This window comes from Tritonibacter mobilis F1926 (assembly GCF_000376545.2).
GTDB lineage: Bacteria > Pseudomonadota > Alphaproteobacteria > Rhodobacterales > Rhodobacteraceae > Epibacterium > Epibacterium mobile.
The window spans coordinates 2,342,170-2,361,052 of record NZ_CP015230.1 but is presented as its reverse complement, the minus strand read 5'-3'; the positions used below and the strand labels follow the sequence as shown (position 1 = coordinate 2,361,052).

Genomic DNA, 18,883 nt, shown 5'->3' with positions numbered 1-18,883 from the left:
ACACTTAAATGGCGCATGCAAAAAATCACGACTTCCACATTCTGCCGCCTTCAATTTGGCCGCTGCTGAGCTCCGTTGGCGCCTTCGTCATGTTGTTTGGCGCTGTGCTTTGGATGCACGACGTCACCGCGTGGCTGTTCTGGGCCGGCCTCGTTGCGGTGCTCTATTCTGCCTTTTGCTGGTGGTCTGAGACCGTCGCTGAGAACAAGGCGGGAGATCACACACCAGTTGTTCTGATCGGCCTGCGCTACGGGTTCATTCTCTTCGTTATGTCCGAAGTCATGTTCTTCTTCGCGTGGTTCTGGTCCTTCTTTAAACACGCCATGTATCCCATGGAGCGTTATGTCGGCAGCGAATATGTCGCGCCTGACATTTACCCGGTCGATGCCTTCCATCTGCCGCTGATCAACACATTGGTGCTGCTGCTGTCCGGGTGTGCCGTGACATGGGCGCACCACGCGCTTGTGCATGAAAACGATCGCAAAGGTCTGATCAACGGTCTCGCCATCGGTATCGCGCTTGGTATCTTCTTCACCGCATTGCAGGGCTACGAGTATGTACACCTGCTGCACAAGGGTTGGGAGTTCGGCGGTGACGAATTCTACTCCAACTTCTTCATGGCGACCGGCTTCCACGGCTTCCACGTTATTTTGGGTACCATCTTCCTCATCGTCTGTCTGATCCGCGCAATGAAGGGTGATTTCACCCCGAAGCAGCACGCCGGATTTGAGATGGCGGCATGGTACTGGCACTTCGTTGATGTTGTCTGGCTGTTCCTCTTCGTGGCCGTCTACATCTGGGGCACCGCCGGTCTGGCGCACTGATCTCAATGTAGCGGGTACATGATTGCGGTTTTCCTTTCGGCAATCAGCACGTATCTAACGGGGCGCGCGGGGATCACCTCGCGCGCCTCTTGCATATCTCAGGGGTGAAAATGGCAATCGGGTCAGGAGGGGTCGTTTGATGCGGCGCGTGATCTTTCTCGCAGTGGTCGGGGGCTTGGGCCTCGTGGCGCTCGTGTCGCTGGGTATCTGGCAGATGCAGCGGCTGACGTGGAAAGAAAACATCCTCTCCACCATCGAGACGCGCATTGCAGCCGCGCCGGTGCCCTTGCCGGACGCCCCCACGATCGAGGCGGACCGGTATCGCGCCGTGACGATCTCCGGTGAGATCGAGCCCGAAGAATTGCATGTCTTCTGGGTCACCGAAGCGCAGGGGGCGGGCTACCGCGTGATTTCCCCCTTCGTGACCGACACCGGCCGCCGTATCCTTGTGGATCGCGGCTACATCCGGGCCAAGGATAAGGATGATACGCGCCCCACTGGGGCAGCAGACCTTACAGGAAATCTGCTTTGGCCGGATGAAGGCGACTGGACCACCCCGACGCCAGAAGAGGACACCAATATCCTCTATGCCCGCGACATTGATTATATGTCCGACCGTCTGAACACCGAACCGCTGTTGGTCGTGGTGCGTGCGGGGGCCGAAAATCCCACGCCGCTGCCGGTTTCTACCGAAGGCATCCCGAACAACCACCTGCAATATGTCATCACATGGTTCTCGCTCGCCCTGATCTGGGCGGCCATGACCGCCGCCTTTCTCTTGCGTACGCGCGCCAAAACCTGACAGGAACTGACGCCATGAAATATATCTCCACCCGCGGCCAAGCGCCTGAACTCACCTTCGAAGAAGCGATGCTGACGGGGCTTGCCCGTGACGGCGGACTTTATGTCCCGGCAGAGATCCCAACGCTCTCTGCTGAGGAAATTGCGGGTTTTGCAGGGCTTCCTTATGAGGAAGTCGCCTATCGCGTGATGTGGCCCTATGTGTCCGGCTCTTTCAGCGAAGACGAGTTCAAGGGCATCATCGCCCGCGCCTATGCAGGGTTTGAACATGCCGCCCGCGCGCCGCTGAAACAGATGGCCTCGAACCATTTCCTGCTGGAGCTGTTCCACGGCCCGACGCTGGCGTTCAAGGATTTCGCCATGCAGCTCATTGGTCAGCTGTTTCAGGTCGCGCTCAAGCGTCGGGGCGACAGCGTGACCATCGTCGGCGCGACCTCTGGCGATACGGGGTCGGCGGCGATCGAGGCGTTTCGGGGTCTGGATGCGGTCAACGTCTTTATCATGTACCCGCATGGCCGCGTGTCGGAAGTGCAGCGCCGCCAGATGACCACGCCGGATGACGCCAATGTCCACGCACTCGCCGTGGATGGCGATTTCGACGATTGTCAGGCTGCGGTCAAAGACATGTTCAACGATTTCGATTTCCGCGATTCGGTGCATCTGGCGGGGGTGAACTCGATCAACTTCGCCCGCGTGCTGGCGCAGGTGGTCTACTATTTCACCGCCGCCGTGGCGCTTGGTGCGCCGCATCGCAAGGTGTCCTTCACCGTGCCCACCGGCAACTTCGGTGACATTTTTGCAGGCTTCATTGCGCGTCAAATGGGCCTGCCGATCGAACAGCTCGTGGTGGCCACCAATCAGAACGACATCCTGCATCGCTGCCTCTCGGGCGAGGGGTATTTCAAAGGCGAAACCATCCCGTCGATTTCGCCCTCGATGGATATTCAGGTGTCTTCGAACTTCGAGCGGGCCTTGTTTTACGCCTACGATCAGGACGGTGCGGCCGTAGCGCAGTTGATGGACGAGCTGAAAACCGGTGGTGGCTTCAACGTGAGCCAAGGCGCAATGCAGGCGCTGAGCGAGATCTACACCTCCGGCCGCGCCTCCGAGGAGGAGACCTCCGCGACCATCAAATCGGAACTGGCCGCCTCGGGCGAGCTGTTGTGCCCCCATGGTGCGGTGGGTGTGAAGGTCGCCAATGAGCACCTTCAGGACGGTGTGCCCATGGTCACGCTCGCCACCGCGCATCCGGCGAAATTCCCGGCAGCGGTTGAAGATGCCTCTGGCGTGCATCCGCCTCTTCCCCCCCGCATGGCAGATCTGTATGAAAGGTCGGAACGGGTGACCCGGATCGCCAATGATCTTGGCACCATCGAAGATCACATCAGAAAGCACATCGCCAATTGACCGTTAAACAAGACACCCTGCCAAACGGGTTTCGTATCGTCACTGAGTATATGCCGGGGCTGCAATCCGCAGCCCTTGGTATCTGGGTTTCGGCAGGGGGCCGCCACGAGCGGCTCGAACAGAATGGGGTGGCCCATTTCCTTGAACATATGGCGTTCAAGGGCACGAAGCGGCGCACCGCACTGCAGATTGCCGAGGCCATTGAGGACGTGGGCGGCTATATCAACGCCTATACCAGTCGCGAGGTCACGGCCTATTACGCGCGCGTGCTGAAGGACGATGTGGACCTCGCGCTCGACGTGATTGGGGATATCGTTCTGAACTCGGTCTTTGATGAGCGCGAGATCGAAGTTGAGCGCGGCGTGATTCTGCAAGAGATCGGTCAGGCGCTGGACACGCCGGACGACATTATCTTCGACTGGCTACAAGAAGAAAGCTACCGCGATCAGGCCATTGGCCGCTCGATCCTCGGTCCCGCCGAACGGGTGCGCAGCTTTACCAAGGAAGACCTGCGCCGTTTTGTGGCCGAACACTACGGCCCCGGCCAGATGATCCTGTCGGCAGCCGGTGCGGTCGATCACGATCGGCTGGTCAAGGCCGCGACAGAGATGTTTGGCGATCTGGAACCCAAACAGCAGGACGTTGTGGAGACCGCCAGCTTTGTCGGCGGTGAGGCCCGGCGCGACAAGGCGCTGGAGCAAGCTCATGTGGCGCTGGCCTTTGAAAGCCCCAGCTACCGCGCTGACGATATCTATATCGCGCAGATCTATGCGGCGGCCCTTGGTGGCGGCATGTCCTCGCGGCTGTTTCAGGAAGTGCGCGAGAAGCGGGGCCTGTGCTACACAATCTTCTCTCAGGCGGGCGCCTATGAGGACACGGGCATGATGACCGTTTACGCGGGGACCTCCGGCGAACAAGTAGCCGATCTGGTGGGTATCACCGTCGACGAACTCAAACGCTCCGCTGATGATATGTCGGATGCCGAGGTTGAGCGCGCACGTGCGCAAATGAAGGCGGGCATGCTGATGGGGCTGGAGAGCCCTTCGAACCGTGCCGAACGTCTGGCACGACTGGTGCAGATCTGGGACCGCGTGCCCAGCCTTGAGGCCACAGTCGAGAAAATCGACGCGGTGACCACTGCGGACGTACGCGCCATGGCGGCACAGATCGCGCGCGAAGCGCCTGCGGCCCTTGCTCTTTATGGTCCTGTCGCAGATGCGCCGAGCCTTGAGGAGATCGCCCGGAGGCGCGCTGCCTGATGCTTCTGGCCCGTCGGACGGTGAAACTGGAGACGGAGCGTCTGACGCTCCGCCCGCCGGTGCACGCGGATTTCCGGTACTGGGCCTTTCTGCGTCAGCAGAGCAAAGATCATCTGATTCCGTGGGAACCGGCTTGGTCGCCCGATCACCTCAGCCGCAAATCCTTTACCAACCGGGTCTACTGGGCCAAGCGGTCAATTGCGCAAGGGTCGGCCCTGCCGCTGTTCCTGATCCGGCGCGAGGACGATCATCTGGTTGGGGCCATCACGCTGGATAATATCCGGCGCGGTCCTGCGATGGCAGGCACCATCGGGTATTGGACTGGCGCGCAATTTTCCCGCCGGGGGTACATGCGCGAAGCCATCGGCGCGGTGGTACACCATGCTTTCACCCGTCTAGACCTGAGCCGGATCGAGGCCGCCTGCCTGCCGGAAAACGCCGCCTCTCGTGGGCTCTTGGAGCGTTCCGGTTTCAAATACGAAGGTGTGGCGCAGTCTTATTTGCAGATCAATGGCCGCTGGCGCACCCATGTGCTTTATGCCGCACTGCGCAATGACAGGCGTGGCAAAACGATGGTGGGGCAAGCCTGATCGGCCGTTGCGAAGACGACAGAAGACCGGAGCAACCGGGCTTGCCTTTATGGCGTGGATTTCGGATGCATTGCTTATGACATTGAAATCCGCTGATCCCGCTTTCCTTGATGCTCTGTCTGCCCGCTTGCCTGCGGATACGCTGCGTAGACCTGATGCGCGTTATCTCGAAGAACCTCGTGGGCGCTACAGCGGGCAGGCTGCAGCCGTTGCCCTGCCGCGTAATACTCAAGAGGTCGCAGAGATAATCCAAGCCGCCCATGTGGCGCGTGTTGGCGTGGTACCCTACGGTGGCGGGACTGGTCTTGTGGGCGGGCAAGTGATGCCGGAAGGCACTACACCAATCCTTCTATCACTCGAACGGATGCGCAAAATTCGTGCGGTGTATCCGCAAGAAAACGTGCTGATTGCAGAGGCTGGGGCGGTGCTCGCGGAGGTGCAGGCAGCTGCAACGGGTGCCGGGCGTCTGTTTCCGCTTTCGCTTGCTGCAGAAGGCACCGCCCAGATTGGCGGCAATCTTTCAACCAATGCGGGCGGCGTGAATGTGCTGCGGTATGGCAATACGCGTGATCTTTGCCTTGGGCTGGAGGCCGTGCTGCCTACAGGAGAGGTCTGGCATGGTCTGTCGCGGCTCAGAAAAGACAACACCGGTTACGATCTGAAAAACCTGTTGATTGGCGCGGAGGGCACCTTGGGGGTGATCACGGCCGCCGCGCTGAAACTCTCTCCCATTCCCGCCAATGCTGGCACCGCTATTTTCACCGTGCGCGACCCTGCCGCTGCAGTGGAGTTGCTGGCAATGGTGCGCGACGCGGTGGGTGAGGGGGTGAGCGCGTTTGAGCTAATTCACCGTCAGGGTTTGGACTTTCTGGCTGAGAAGCTCCCCGAACTGCGTCAACCCTTTGATCCCCGCCCCGAGTGGTGCGTTTTGATTGAGCTGGGTCTGGGTAAGGGGCAAGATGCCGAAGACGCACTCGCTGACCTCTTTGGGCACGCGATGGAGGCGGAGCTTGCAGAGGATGGTGTTATCGCACAATCCGAAGCTCAACGTCAGTCGCTTTGGGCCGTGCGGGAACATATTCCCGAAGCGAACCGTCTGATCGGGTCTGTGTCGAGCCATGACATCTCGGTGCCGATATCGCGGATACCAGAGTTCATTCCCGCCGGCTGGAAAGCCATCTATGAACTGGATTCTTCTCTTAGAATCAATTGCTTTGGTCATTTGGGAGACGGTAACTTGCATTACAACGTCTTTCCCGGTGCCCGGCGGTCACGTGCGGAATACGAGGCGCTGCGCGGGGAGGTCAAACGTATCATCCACGATCTGGTCTATGATTATGGCGGGTCCATGAGTGCAGAACATGGGATCGGGCGTATGAAGGTCGGTGATCTTGAACGCTATGGTGACCCCGTTAAGCTCGCGGCGATGCGGGCCATCAAACAGGCGCTTGATCCACATGGCATCATGAACCCCGGCGCTGTGATGCGATAGCGCCCAGACTTACGATTATCACGGATATGTGATGCCCCCTGCATTGCAGCCTTGCCCACTGAAGACCCAGATAGAGCACGCAGTATTTAATTAGTTCAATGTGTTGAGGTCTAAAATGTCCCTATTGCAAGCCGCGAGTGTTTTGGTGCTCGCATTTTACATCTTGTCCCTCTTGGCAGGGTCAAGACTGGCCTCAAAGGCTGCGGGACGTTCTGTATGGCTCTTTGGGGCGGCGCGAGGGCGGGATCGCATCGCTGCTTTGGGGTTTCGTGCCAGCTTTGCCTTGGCGCTGTTGGGGCCTGTGATCTGGGCGTTGATGCCAGATCTTTCTGCACTCAGCCTCGGCGGGTGGAGCGGATATCCTTGGTTGACCTTCATCGGGCATATGTTGGCCATTTGTGGTGCCGGGTTTGCGTTTGCCGCACAGATGGCGATGGGCGCATCGTGGCGTGTTGGTGTCTCCAACGATGCCGTCGGAGAGTTGGTGAGCGCCGGTTTGTTCACCCTGTCGCGCAATCCGACTTTTGTAGGTCAGGCGGCGCTTTTGATTGGCGTGGCATTGGCGGTGCCGACACTGGCAGGCGTGTTCGGTGTAATGCTGTTCATCGCCTCAGCGCAGATGCAGATCCGCAGTGAAGAGGCGGCATTGCTCAAGGCCCATGGAGAGGCATTCATGCGATACACAGCGAATGTGCCGCGCTGGCTGCGCCTGCCCTGAAGAGGCCAAAAGCAGAGGAGCCCGAAGGCTCCTCTCGATCCGTGAGTGATGTGGTGCGGTCAGAAGGCACTAGCTGCCCGGCATGATGACCTTGTCGATTACGTGGATGATGCCGTTTGCGGCTTCAATATCAGCCTGAATCACCTTTGCCTCATCCACCATGGCACCGCCATCGATGTCGACAGTGATCTCAGCGCCCTGCACGGTGGCGGCTTTCATGCCGTCCGTCAGATCCGAGGACATCACCTTGCCCGGCACCACATGGTAGGTGAGGATGGAAATGAGCTGCTCCTTGTTTTCAGGTTTCAGCAGTTCCTCGACGGTGCCCTCCGGCAGGGCTTCAAAGGCGGCGTCGGTCGGGGCAAACACGGTGAACGGGCCATCGCCTTTCAGTGTCTCCACCAGATCGGCAGCGGAAACAGCAGCAACCAATGTGTCGAAATTGTCATTGCCTGATGCGATATCAACGATGTCTTTGGAATGGCCGTCGGCGAAGGCAGCGGTGGCGACGGCAAAGCTGGCGACGGTACCGAGTGCAAACTTGCGGAACATGGGGTAACTCCTCTTGTCTCTATCACGTTGGACGCCGCGGCCGCGGCATCTGTGTAGGACAACGAAACAGCGCCGTTTCTGGATCTGGCGGATCTTTGCCAGTGTTGGTTTGACACAAAGAAAAAGCCCCCTAAGCCGGGAGCTTTTTGGAAATCCAATCACGCTTGCGTGTGAAGCTGTGATCTGGCGTGAGTAATCTGGGCGAGATTTTCGCCTTACAGACCCTCAAATTCACAAAGAACATGCACATCCATCCCGAGGCTTTCGAGATGTTTGCGACCGCCAAGTTCCGGCAGATCGATGATGAACGAGCAGGAAATGATCTCGCCGCCGAGTTTCTCGATCAGCTTGATCCCTGCACCTGCCGTACCACCGGTGGCAAGCAGGTCATCCACCACGAGGATTTTCTCGCCGGGCTGGATGGCGTCCTTGTGCAGTTCTACGACCGCCTCGCCGTATTCCAGTTTGTATTCCTGAGAAATGGTTGCGCCGGGCAATTTGCCTTTCTTGCGCACGGGCACAAAACCGGTGCCCAGCTGATGCGCAATGGCGCCGCCCAGAATAAAGCCGCGCGCCTCAAGCCCTACGACCTTGTCGATACGCTGCCCCGCATAGGGGTGCAGCATCTGATCCACGGCCATGCGAAATCCACGCGGGTCGGCAAACAGCGTGGTCACATCGCGGAACATGATCCCCTCATGAGGGAAATCGACGATGGTGCGGATGTAGTCTTTGACGGTCTTGGAGGTGCTCATGGGGGTGGGGTCCCTGATCTGGCTTCGCAATCTCGGACAAGGCGGAGACATCAGCCCCGACCGAACCATGGCGGTGTGGCTGATGCAGGGCGTTCATGCAAGCTTCATCTGCATAAAACGACCCTCAGAGAACCCGTCCCGCCACCGCATCCAGTTTAGCAAGAAGTGCTGGGTCGCGTTTTTCCTTGGCCGTCATTATCGCATATTCCAGCGCGCGGTCGCAGCCATGGGGGCAGGGGGCGCGCGTGGTGCCAAGGCGGGCGGGCAGGCCTTTTATCAGGGCACGTCCCTTTTCGGAATTGCCTTTGAGCGTGGCGATAACGGCCGTTACATCGACCTCGCCATGATCCGGGTGCCAGCTGTCGTAGTCGGTAACCATCGCAACAGATGCATAACACAGCTCCGCCTCGCGGGCGAGTTTCGCTTCTGGCATATTGGTCATACCAATCACATCCGCGCCCCATTGTTCGCGGTACATCTTGGATTCCGCCAGCGTCGAGAACTGCGGTCCTTCCATCGCCAGATATGTGCCGCCACGGTGCACATTGATCTGTGCGGCGCGGGCTGCGTCCTCAACGGCGTCGCTCAGGCGTGGGCATGTGGGATGTGCAAGCGCGACATGGGCCACGCAGCCAGACGAGAAAAAGCTCTTCTCGCGTGCAAAGGTCCGGTCAATGAACTGGTCGACGACGACAAAATCGCCGGGAGCCATTTCCTCGCGGAAGGACCCACAGGCAGAAACAGAGATCACATCTGTTGCGCCCAGACGTTTCAGCGCATCAATATTGGCGCGATAAGGCACATCGGTCGGGGCGTGAACATGGCCGCGACCGTGCCGGGGTAAAAATGCCATCTTCACGCCATCCAGGCGCCCGGTCAGGATCTGATCCGAAGGTGCCCCCCAAGGGGTCTCAACGGTTGTCCAGGTGGCATCGTCCAGCCCGTCGATATCATAGATGCCTGAGCCGCCGATCACAGCGATCATGGTTTCGGTCATTTGGATCTCTCCTGCGGTGTCTGTGCAGACCTATGGCTGAGAGCTATGTGATCTGGCAAGGTTTTGTGCTCTTGCAGGCAGTCTTTTTCGCAGGCGGTGTACCCAGTTCAATGGGAACTGAGGTGAGGTCGTAAAGGTCCCGCCGGACGATCATATCTTTCCCACCTGCGCGCGCGGGGGTAGGGTCTGGCCATGACAGCTTCTCCTCGATTCATTCACCTGCGTACCCACACCGAATACTCTCTGCTGGAGGGGGCCGTTCGGCTGAAGAAACTGCCGGATCTGTGCACATCCAATCAGATGCCCGCAATCGCAGTCACCGATACCAATTCGATGTTCGCAGCACTGGAATTTTCCGTGACGCTCTCGGGGGCAGGGATTCAGCCCATCATTGGCTGTCAGGTCGATCTGACCTTTGAAAAGAGCGATCCCGGCGAAAAGCCGAAATTTCCCGCACCCGTGGTTCTGTTGGCGCAGAATGAGGCGGGCTATGAGCATTTGATGCGGCTGTCCTCGTGCCTCTATGTGAACAACGGCGGGCAGTTGCCGCAGGTCTCGCTTGAGGAGCTTGAGGCCAATTCCGCTGGTTTAATCTGCCTCACTGGCGGGCCGGAGGGGCCGATTGGCAAACTGCTGCAGCAGGGACAACGCCCCGCCGCTGAGGCATTGATGCAGCGCCTGAAAGAGATGTTCCCGAACCGCCTTTATGTAGAGCTGCAGCGCCATCCGGGCGAGGACGGCCAACCCGAGGCGGAAACGCTGACCGAGCGGGGCCATGTGGAGATGGCCTACGCGATGGATCTGCCCTTGGTGGCGACCAATGACGTCTATTTTCCCAAAACCGAGATGTACGAGGCGCATGATGCGCTGATCTGTATTGCCGAAGGGGCCTATGTCGATCAGGCGGAACCACGTCGCCGTCTGACCGCACAACATTATTTCAAAAGCCAAGAGGAGATGATCGCGCTCTTTGCAGATCTTCCGGAAGCGATTGAAAATACGGTGGAAATCGCGCAACGCTGCGCTTTTATGGCCTATCGCCGTGATCCGATTTTGCCGAAGTTTGCCGATGACGAGGTGGATGAATTGAGGCGCCAGGCCAATGAGGGCCTGCAGCAGCGCCTCGCGGTGATCCCTCATGCGGTGCCAGTTGAGAAATATCAGGAGCGGCTGGATTTTGAGCTGGGTATCATTGAGAGCATGGGATTCCCTGGCTATTTCCTGATCGTTGCAGACTTTATCAAATGGGGCAAGGAGCAGGGTATCCCGGTGGGGCCGGGGCGGGGTTCTGGTGCGGGTTCGCTGGTGGCGTATGCGCTGACCATTACCGACCTTGATCCGCTGCGCTACAGCCTGCTGTTTGAACGCTTCTTGAACCCGGAACGGGTTTCCATGCCCGACTTCGATATCGACTTCTGCATGGATCGCCGCGAGGAGGTGATCAAATACGTGCAGCAGAAGTACGGTCGCGACAAGGTGGGGCAGATCATCACCTTTGGTGCGCTCTTGTCCAAGGCTGCGGTGCGCGACATTGGCCGGGTACTGCAGATGCCCTTTGGTCAGGTGGATCGCCTCTCAAAGATGATCCCGGTCGAAGGCGTCAAACCCGTCTCCATTGAAAAAGCCCTGCAGGATGAGCCGCGGCTGGCGGAACAGGCGCGCAATGAACCGGTAGTGGACCGGCTGCTTACCTATGGTCAGCAGGTCGAGGGTCTGCTGCGCAATGCCTCCACCCACGCGGCAGGGGTTGTGATCGGCGACCGGCCTCTGGATGCGCTGGTGCCGCTCTATCAGGATCCGCGTTCCGACATGCCCGCGACCCAGTTCAATATGAAATGGGTGGAGCAGGCTGGACTGGTGAAGTTCGACTTCCTAGGCCTCAAGACCCTGACCGTGATTGAAAACGCGATGAAGCTGATTTTCAAATCGGGACGGGATCTGCATATCGGCGCCGACGGGACCGAGCTTTATGAACCCGCAGAGGGGGCGGAAAACCAGATCAACCTGATCCCACTGGATGATGAGGTGACCTATAACCTCTATTCGCGCGCGAAGACGGTGGCGGTGTTTCAGGTGGAATCCACCGGCATGATGGATGCGCTAAAGCGCATGAAACCCACCTGTATCGAGGACATCGTGGCGCTTGTGGCGCTTTATCGTCCCGGCCCGATGGAGAATATTCCAGTCTATTGCGAGGTCAAAAATGGCCTGCGCAAGATCACCTCGGTGCATCCTCTGATCGACCATATCCTTGAGGAGACTCAAGGTATTATCGTTTATCAGGAACAGGTGATGCAGATCGCGCAGGTCATGGCGGGCTATAGCCTTGGCGGTGCGGACCTGTTGCGTCGAGCGATGGGTAAAAAGATCAAAGAGGCGATGGACGCCGAGCGCCCGAAATTTGAGAAGGGTGCGGCGGAAAACGGCGTCGACAAGAAAAAGGCCTCGGAGGTTTTCGACCTTCTGGAGAAGTTCGCCAACTACGGCTTTAACAAATCGCACGCGGCAGCCTATGCGGTGGTGTCCTATCAAACCGCGTGGTTGAAAGCGAACCACCCGGTGGAGTTCATGGCTGGCGTCATGAACTGCGATATTCACCTCACGGAAAAGCTCGCGATCTACTTTGAGGAAGTGAAGAAAGGGCTTCAGCTTCCGTATGCAGCGCCAGACATCAACCGCTCGCTTGCGACCTTTGACGTGGTCGACGGGGAACTGATCTATGCGCTGGGCGCGCTCAAGAACGTCGGCGTCGATGCCATGAACCTGATCGTGACAGCGCGGGGCGATCAGCCATTTGTGACGCTTTATGATTTTGCCCGTCGGGTGGATCTGAAACGTGTGGGTAAGCGCCCGCTAGAGATGCTCGCGCGTGCCGGGGCGTTTGACGTGCTGGACAGCAACCGCCGCCGTGTGTTTGAGAGCCTTGAGGGGCTGGTGCAATATTCTGCCGCCATTCAGGAGCAGAAGAATTCCAACCAAGTCTCCTTGTTCGGCGAGGCGGGCGATGACTTGCCGGAGCCGCGTATGGCGGGAGTCCCCGATTGGCTGCCAGCCGAACGTCTGAGCGAGGAGTTCAAGGCGGTTGGTTTTTATCTGACCGGGCACCCGCTGGATGACTACATGCCTGCGCTCAAACGCAAAGACGTGATGACGCTGGACGAGGTGATGGCGAAAGCGGAGCGCGGCCCCTTCATGGCGAAGATGGCGGGCGTTGTGGCGGGGCGGCAGGAGCGTAAATCCGCACGCGGCAATCGCTTTGCCTTCGCGCAGCTATCCGACACCACGGGCGCTTATGAGGTGACGATTTTCTCTGATGTGCTGGAGAAAAGCCGCGATCATCTGGAAACCGGATCGAAAGTGGTGATCACGGCCGAGGCCACTATGGAAAGCGATCAGCTGAAGCTGTTGATGCGCTCGGCAGGGCCCGTGGACTCTGCGATTGCCGATGCGGGTCGATCCAGTCTGCGAGTCTACCTGGAGAGTGCCTCGGCGGTGGCGACGGTGGCGACGGTGCTGGAGGATGCGAAGAAGGCTGCAAAGAATGCCAGCCCCGGTGAGATCTACGTCTATTTGCAGGACCCGAACCTGCCGGGAGATGTGGAAATGGATCTTGGCCAGCTGTTCCCGATCAATCCGCAAATCAAAGGCGCGCTCAAAAGCCTTGAGGGTGTGATGGATGTGGAGGAGATTTGAGGCCGCTGTTCTGCGCAGACCAAGCTCTGCGTTTATTTGCGAGTGACCTGCCTCTGTTGCGATTTTTGGGACAGTCATGGGGAATGCGCGGAATTGTCGCGACCGGCGTCGGGGTGTCCGTCCTGCGGGAATCGTTAAGACAGCAAGTATGCGCGTCTTTGGCGCTATAGTGCGGTGACGGATTCTCATCATCGTAGGGCGTATGAGCCCCCAGCTCTTTGCGCGTCCAAGGTCTGATCGCGCGGGCTGCTTTGATAGAAAACACAGCGTTAGAAATTAATGAGGGCGCGAGGTTCAGATAAACCTCAGCGCCCTCATCGCATCACTCTGGATCAGGCTTAAAGGCCGAGTTTGTTCTTTGCGGCGTTCACGTCGGACTGGAACACATAGCCACGCTTGAAACTGCTGTTGGAGGAGGTCACCGGCCACCATTCAGAGTCGCCGGGCCAGCTGCGGTACATCACACCCCAACCATTCACAACGTGTTGAATGCAAAGGGGTTCTGAGGAAGAGCTGCCTGCGCCACTGCCGTCTGGATAGAACCATGTGAGGTCCTGACAAAGGGTGCCATCGGCAGAGACGCTCCATGTGCCCGCAGCCATATTTTCAGACTGCTCAGAGCACCAGGCACGCGCCTGATTGTTCGGGGAGAAATAGATCCCACCCTGACAGTCTTGTCCCCAGATGTCGGTTTTGCCTGAGTAGGTTGCGATCACTTTGCCAGCAGGTGCGGGGCGCGCATTTCTGGGCTTCGGATCAGCTGCAGCGGCCACAGGCAGGCTCGCTACGAGCGAAATGGACAGTAGAGTTTTGATCGTCGGGACCATGGGTCATGTCTCCTTGCGCGTCAAAATGAGCAGACGGGTCAATTTATATAAAATCTTGTCCAAACTTTGAACCGCAAGGCAAGAGCTATCGCAGACGCGAAAGGGGCCGCTGGGATCATGCGCCAGAGCCGCCGCGAACCCTTTGGCACTTAGTAGTGGGGCGGGCGCTCGTCGCCAAAAATCGCGCCACCGCTGCCTTCGGCCTCGCGCTGGGCCTCGCGCTCCATCAGCATCTGCACGCGCCGCTTCAGGAGGTCGATGTCCGACTGTTGGCTGGTCACGATCTCGTTCAGTTCATCGACGGTGCGGGTCAGATAGGCGATCTGTTCTTCGAGATGTTGCATGGGGCATGGCTCCTGTGTTGCGGACTGATGTAACGCGGGCGCGGGCAGGCGTCCATGGGGCGTGCGCAGGGCGTCGCACCTTGCTCACTGAGGCCCCTTGGGCTAGACGCAAGCGCGAGAAACCACCCGCAAGGAGGCCACAATGGCCAAAGCCAAGAAACAGCCCCGTCCCAAGGCAATTACGCCCAAGGGATTCCGTGACTATTTCGGCGAAGAGGTGACCCAGCGCACGCATATGCTGGCCACCATTGCGGAGGTTTACCATCATTACGGCTTCGAGGCGCTTGAATCCTCTGCCGTGGAAACGGTCGAGGCGCTGGGCAAGTTCCTGCCCGATGTGGATCGCCCGAACGCCGGTGTTTTTGCGTGGCAAGAGGCCGACGAGAACGACCCCGAGGGCAAGCCGGGCGACTGGATGGCGTTGCGCTATGACCTGACCGCCCCCTTGGCCCGCGTTTATGCACAGCACCGCAACGACCTGCCCAACCCTTATCGTCGTTTTGCGATGGGACCTGTGTGGCGCAACGAGAAACCGGGCCCCGGTCGCTATCGCCAGTTCTATCAATGCGATGCGGATACGGTTGGTACGGCCTCCATGGCGGCGGATGCAGAGATCTGTATGATGCTGTCGGATACGCTTGAAAAGGTTGGCATTCCGCGTGGCGACTATCTGGTGCGCGTCAACAACCGCAAGGTTCTGAACGGTGTGCTGGAGGCGATGGGCCTTGCCGAGGAAGATCCCAAGCGCGACGACGTCCTGCGCACCATCGACAAGTTCGACAAGGTGGGCGAGAGCGGCGTGCGCGAGCTTCTGGGCAAGGGGCGGCTTGATGCCTCTGGCGCTTATATCGATGGCGTGGGGCTTGAGGGCCAGCAGGCAGAGCCTGTGCTGGCGTTCCTGACGTCCAAGGGCGACACCGTGGCAGAGACCATGACAAACCTGCGCGCCGCCGTGGGCGACAGCAAGGTTGGCCAAGAGGGCATTGCCGAACTGGAGCTGATGGGCGCGCTCTTTGCCGCTGCGGGTTATGGCGACGACCGCATCCTGATCGACCCGTCGATCGTACGCGGGCTTGGCTATTACACCGGCCCTGTGTTCGAGGCCGAGCTGACCTTTGAAATCTTTGATGAAAAGGGCCGCAAACGCCAGTTCGGATCGGTTGCGGGCGGTGGGCGCTACGACGGTCTGGTGAAACGCTTCACTGGTCAAGAGGTGCCTGCGGTGGGTCTGTCCATCGGGGTTGATCGCCTGTTGGCGGCGCTGCGCGAAAAGGGCCGCCTGGCCGCGACCCCCACCGGCCCGGTGGTGGTGACGGTGATGGACCGCGACCGCATGGCCGACTATCAGGCCATGGTCGCCGAACTGCGTCAGGCGGGCATCCGCGCCGAGGTCTATCTTGGCAACCCCAAGAACTTTGGCAACCAATTGAAATACGCGGACAAACGCCATTCGCCTGTGGCTGTGATCGAAGGTGGCGACGAAAAGGAACGCGGTGTGATCCAGATCAAGGATCTGATCCTCGGTGCCAAGATCGCTGAAAGCGCCACCTTGGAAGAGTGGAAGGAACGCCCGAGCCAGTTCGAAGTGCCCCGCACGGAGTTGGTCGCGAAGGTGCGTGACATCCTCGCCAGCCAAGCCAAAGATCAGGAGGGCTGAACATGCCCAATCGTTCTCAGATCGAAGCCCGCGCGGCGCTGTTGCGTCAGCGCTTTGAAGTGGCGGGCGGCGTTGTCGTCGACCCGCCGCTGTTGCAACCTGCTGATATCCTGTTGGATCTCTATGGCGAGGATATCCGTGCGCGCGCCTACGTGACCTCAGACGCGCTGCGGGGCGAGCAGATGCTGCGCCCGGATTTCACCCTGCCAATGGTGCAGATGCATATGAAGGGTGGTGCGGAACCTGCGCGCTATACCTATGCGGGGCAGGTGTTTCGGCGTCAGGAACACGACCCGGACCGGGCCAATGAATTTGTGCAGGTGGGCTATGAGGTCTTTGACCGCACCGACCCGGCGGATGCGGATGCCGAGGTCTTTGCGCTGTTTCAACTGCAATTGCGTGGATTGGCATTGCGCGTGGCAACTGGTGACATTGGTATCCTCTTGGCTGCGGTCGAGGGGCTCAACACCACGGAGGTCCGCAAATCGGCCCTGCGGCGGCATATCTGGCGTCCGCGCCGGTTCCGCGCGCTCTTGGATCGCTTTGCCGGGCGTACGCCAATGTCGGAGAGCCGCAAGAAGCTGTTGTCGACCACAGGCCCGCTGACCGGCACCGCACCGGAGATCGGCAAGCGCCGCGTTGCCGAGATTGACGCGCGGGTTGAAACCCTGCGTGCGGATGCGGCAGCGCCACCCATCTCAGAACATGAGATGGAAGCGCTGGAGGCCTTGCTGGCAGTGCGCGAAACGGTGCCTTATGCGCTGGAACAGATGCGCGATATTGCGGTCGATCTGCCGGCGATTCTGCCGGCCCTGGATCGACTGGAGGCCCGCACATCTGCGATGAAGGCGCGCGGGATCGCGATTGATCAGCTCGACTTCGAGGCCTCATATGGCCGCACCTCTATGGAGTACTACGACGGCTTTGTGTTTGGTTTTTACGCCGAACGCCGTCCGGACCTGCCCCCCATCGCAACGGGAGGGCGTTATGACGCACTGACGCGCTATCTGGGGCAGGGGGATGAAATCCCAGCGGTGGGTGGTGTGATCCGCCCCGACCTGATCCTGACGCTTGAAGGGGAGGTTCGGTCATGAGTATCAAACTGGGTGTGCCGTCCAAGGGGCGGCTGATGGAGAAGACCTTCGACTGGTTTGCAAAACGCGGCATCACCCTGTCGCGCACCGGATCTGATCGCGAATACGCAGGTGCGGTTGAGGGCGTCGAAGGGGTGGATCTGGTGCTGCTGTCGGCCGGAGAAATTCCGCGTGAACTGGCGGCGGGTCGCATTCACCTAGGCGTGACCGGCACCGACTTGGTTCATGAAAAACTGCCGCGTTGGGAGCAGCAGGTTGAAGAACTCGAGCCGATGGGCTTTGGCGAGGCCGATCTGATCCTCGCGGTGCCGCAGTTCTGGATCGACGTGGACACGCTTGAAGACCTCGACGCTGTTGCCGCCGCGTTCCGGCGTACCCATGGCCACAGATTGCGGATCGCGACCAAATACCACCGTCTCATTCGTGAGTTCCTGGCGGATGCAGGTGTTGCGGATTACCAACTGATCGACAGTCAGGGTGCAACCGAAGGCACGGTGAAAAACGAGACTGCCGAAATGGTGGCCGATATTACCTCCACCGGAGAGACCCTGCGCGCCAATCACCTGAAAATCCTGTCAGATGGCCTGGTGCTGCGCAGCCAGGCAACGCTGTGGCGCAGCCGCGTAGCGAAATGCACGTCAGAGGAAAAATCTGCGCTCAAGACGCTACTGGTTAAGATTGATAACTAATGGTGGATGCGAGGCTCTGCCTCGCGCTCCGGGATATTTGGGTTAGAAGAGGAAGGGCCGCGGGGATCGCGGCCTTTTGGTTCTTCTAACTTGAAATATCCTGGGGTGAACTGGCCATCAGGCCAGGAGGGGCAAAGCCCCTATTTTTCTTCGGCGTCAGACCACACCGATTTCAGCCAATGCCTGAGAGAGTTCCGCAGGCAATGGCTCTTCGCTCTCACGCCCTGTCGGGAGGTCAGATGGAGTATCTTCAGGCTTCAGGTAGCGCCATCCCTGGAAGGGGCGTTTCGGTGCCGTATGTGTCCGGTGGATTTCGGGATCAAGGACGATCGCACAACGTCGGATCTCGTCATCGCCGAACACTTCGTCCATTCGTAGAATGCGCTGACGGCATTGGATCAACCCTTTGATGACCCAATAGATCGACCCACCTTGCAGGATTTCCGGCTCACGTTTGGGCCACATGCGTGTAACGTGACGGGGCAGCCCATCTTGCCAGCGTTTGGCATAGACCGTTTGCCAGTCCACCAAACCCTCTACGCTTTCCGTGCCTACGGAGAGCTTAACGAGGTTTATATGTTTATCCACAAGATGTCCCCAGAGTCGCCCAGACGTTCGGCTTGATATTGTAGCCTGAGTGCGGAGAACGACAAGCGCTGGGTGTTGAGACTGGCACCCTTGTGACACGCGTCTGCTATCGGAGCCGTGAGAGGCGAGGTCGCAACCCGCGCTCTTTGGCGCTGTGTTGTACCGATGAGCAATCTCCCCCGATGCTATTGATCAGCGCGGGGGAGATTGAAGTGATCAGGTTTCTTCGTCTTCAGACGCGACATCGGCGAGTTCGTCGAGGGAGACGTTGTCCTCTTCATCGTCGTCGTCCAGCACGTCATCGCCGAGATCCATATCAACGGCATCATCATCATCGTCGAGGACCGCATCGTCAGAATCGTTGTTCTGCTTCGCCTTCAGGCTTGCGGCATCTTCGGCGTCGGCTTCGATCATACGGCTCTTGGTGGTGTCAATTTCGACAGCTTCGCCGGTGTAGGGGCTGATGATCGGGTTCTTGTTCAGGTCGTAGAACCGTTTGCCAGTGGTCGGGCAGACGCGTTTCGTACCCCATTCTTCCTTGGGCATGTGGATTCCCTTATAAAATAGCATGAGTCGGTGAGACGATTCAGGTGCCT

General features: G+C 59.0%; 18 protein-coding genes. 11 read left to right on the top strand and 7 right to left on the bottom strand.

Annotated elements, in window-relative coordinates; all coding sequences use genetic code 11:
* Positions 1-8 precede the first annotated feature (8 nt).
* The 7 genes from K529_RS11110 to K529_RS11080 all read left to right on the top strand — a co-directional run bounded on the left by K529_RS11110 (position 9) and on the right by K529_RS11080 (position 7,091).
* Positions 9-824: a cytochrome c oxidase subunit 3 gene (locus K529_RS11110; protein WP_005619791.1), complete on the top strand. Its 816-nt coding sequence runs from the start codon at positions 9-11 to the stop codon at positions 822-824.
* 139 nt (positions 825-963) lie between these two features.
* The gene (locus tag K529_RS11105; protein ID WP_005619788.1) at positions 964-1,626 is read left to right on the top strand and encodes an SURF1 family protein; all 663 of its coding nucleotides are present in this window, start codon (positions 964-966) and stop codon (positions 1,624-1,626) included.
* 14 nt (positions 1,627-1,640) lie between these two features.
* Entirely contained in the window at positions 1,641-3,032 is a 1,392-nt protein-coding gene (thrC, locus tag K529_RS11100; RefSeq protein WP_005619785.1) for a threonine synthase, read from the top strand.
* Entirely contained in the window at positions 3,029-4,291 is a 1,263-nt protein-coding gene (locus K529_RS11095; RefSeq protein WP_005619782.1) for a M16 family metallopeptidase, read from the top strand. The genes thrC and K529_RS11095 overlap by 4 nt, the downstream gene beginning before the upstream one ends.
* Positions 4,291-4,881, top strand: a complete 591-nt coding sequence (locus K529_RS11090) for a GNAT family N-acetyltransferase (RefSeq protein ID WP_005619779.1) — start codon at positions 4,291-4,293, stop codon at positions 4,879-4,881. Before K529_RS11095 ends, K529_RS11090 begins: the two co-directional genes overlap by 1 nt.
* A 76-nt stretch (positions 4,882-4,957) precedes the next feature.
* On the top strand, positions 4,958-6,373 hold the full coding sequence (locus tag K529_RS11085; protein WP_198528093.1) for an FAD-binding oxidoreductase: 1,416 nt from the start codon (positions 4,958-4,960) through the stop codon (positions 6,371-6,373).
* Between the two features lie 115 nt (positions 6,374-6,488).
* A complete protein-coding gene (locus K529_RS11080; protein WP_005619774.1) occupies positions 6,489-7,091 on the top strand; it encodes a methyltransferase family protein in 603 nt (200 codons plus the stop codon).
* Positions 7,092-7,160: 69 nt separating this feature from the next.
* Here the strand turns inward: K529_RS11080 and K529_RS11075 are convergent, their stop codons facing one another.
* The 3 genes from K529_RS11075 to K529_RS11065 all read right to left on the bottom strand — a co-directional run bounded on the left by K529_RS11075 (position 7,161) and on the right by K529_RS11065 (position 9,395).
* Entirely contained in the window at positions 7,161-7,643 is a 483-nt protein-coding gene (locus K529_RS11075) for a fasciclin domain-containing protein (RefSeq protein WP_005619772.1), read from the bottom strand.
* 215 nt (positions 7,644-7,858) lie between these two features.
* Positions 7,859-8,398, bottom strand: a complete 540-nt coding sequence (locus K529_RS11070) for an adenine phosphoribosyltransferase (protein WP_005619769.1) — start codon at positions 8,396-8,398, stop codon at positions 7,859-7,861.
* Positions 8,399-8,522: 124 nt separating this feature from the next.
* Positions 8,523-9,395, bottom strand: a complete 873-nt coding sequence (locus K529_RS11065; protein ID WP_005619767.1) for an S-methyl-5'-thioadenosine phosphorylase — start codon at positions 9,393-9,395, stop codon at positions 8,523-8,525.
* 192 nt (positions 9,396-9,587) lie between these two features.
* Here K529_RS11065 and dnaE point away from each other — a divergent pair, with 192 nt between their 5' ends.
* Positions 9,588-13,088: a DNA polymerase III subunit alpha gene (dnaE, locus tag K529_RS11060; RefSeq protein ID WP_005619766.1), complete on the top strand. Its 3,501-nt coding sequence runs from the start codon at positions 9,588-9,590 to the stop codon at positions 13,086-13,088.
* 338 nt (positions 13,089-13,426) lie between these two features.
* On the opposite strand, the gene K529_RS11055 is transcribed toward dnaE, so the two are convergent.
* Together K529_RS11055 and K529_RS11050 are read right to left on the bottom strand one after the other, a co-directional pair.
* Positions 13,427-13,915 (bottom strand): DUF995 domain-containing protein, encoded by a 489-nt coding sequence (locus K529_RS11055; protein WP_005619765.1) that lies wholly within the window; start codon positions 13,913-13,915, stop codon positions 13,427-13,429.
* 149 nt (positions 13,916-14,064) lie between these two features.
* The gene (locus K529_RS11050) at positions 14,065-14,259 is read right to left on the bottom strand and encodes a SlyX family protein (protein ID WP_005619763.1); all 195 of its coding nucleotides are present in this window, start codon (positions 14,257-14,259) and stop codon (positions 14,065-14,067) included.
* Between the two features lie 142 nt (positions 14,260-14,401).
* Between K529_RS11050 and hisS the strand changes: the two genes are divergently transcribed.
* The 3 genes from hisS to hisG are packed head-to-tail and all read left to right on the top strand — an operon-like array spanning position 14,402 to position 17,699.
* On the top strand, positions 14,402-15,916 hold the full coding sequence (gene hisS, locus K529_RS11045) for a histidine--tRNA ligase (protein ID WP_046002096.1): 1,515 nt from the start codon (positions 14,402-14,404) through the stop codon (positions 15,914-15,916).
* 2 nt (positions 15,917-15,918) lie between these two features.
* Positions 15,919-17,010: an ATP phosphoribosyltransferase regulatory subunit gene (locus K529_RS11040; protein WP_005649801.1), complete on the top strand. Its 1,092-nt coding sequence runs from the start codon at positions 15,919-15,921 to the stop codon at positions 17,008-17,010.
* A complete protein-coding gene (gene hisG / locus K529_RS11035; protein ID WP_005649804.1) occupies positions 17,007-17,699 on the top strand; it encodes an ATP phosphoribosyltransferase in 693 nt (230 codons plus the stop codon). Before K529_RS11040 ends, hisG begins: the two co-directional genes overlap by 4 nt.
* Before the next feature lie 156 nt (positions 17,700-17,855).
* On the opposite strand, the gene K529_RS11030 is transcribed toward hisG, so the two are convergent.
* On the bottom strand, positions 17,856-18,287 hold the full coding sequence (locus K529_RS11030) for a DUF1489 family protein (RefSeq protein ID WP_040643302.1): 432 nt from the start codon (positions 18,285-18,287) through the stop codon (positions 17,856-17,858).
* 216 nt (positions 18,288-18,503) lie between these two features.
* Positions 18,504-18,833, bottom strand: a complete 330-nt coding sequence (locus K529_RS11025; protein ID WP_005649809.1) for a TIGR02300 family protein — start codon at positions 18,831-18,833, stop codon at positions 18,504-18,506.
* Positions 18,834-18,883 lie beyond the last annotated feature (50 nt).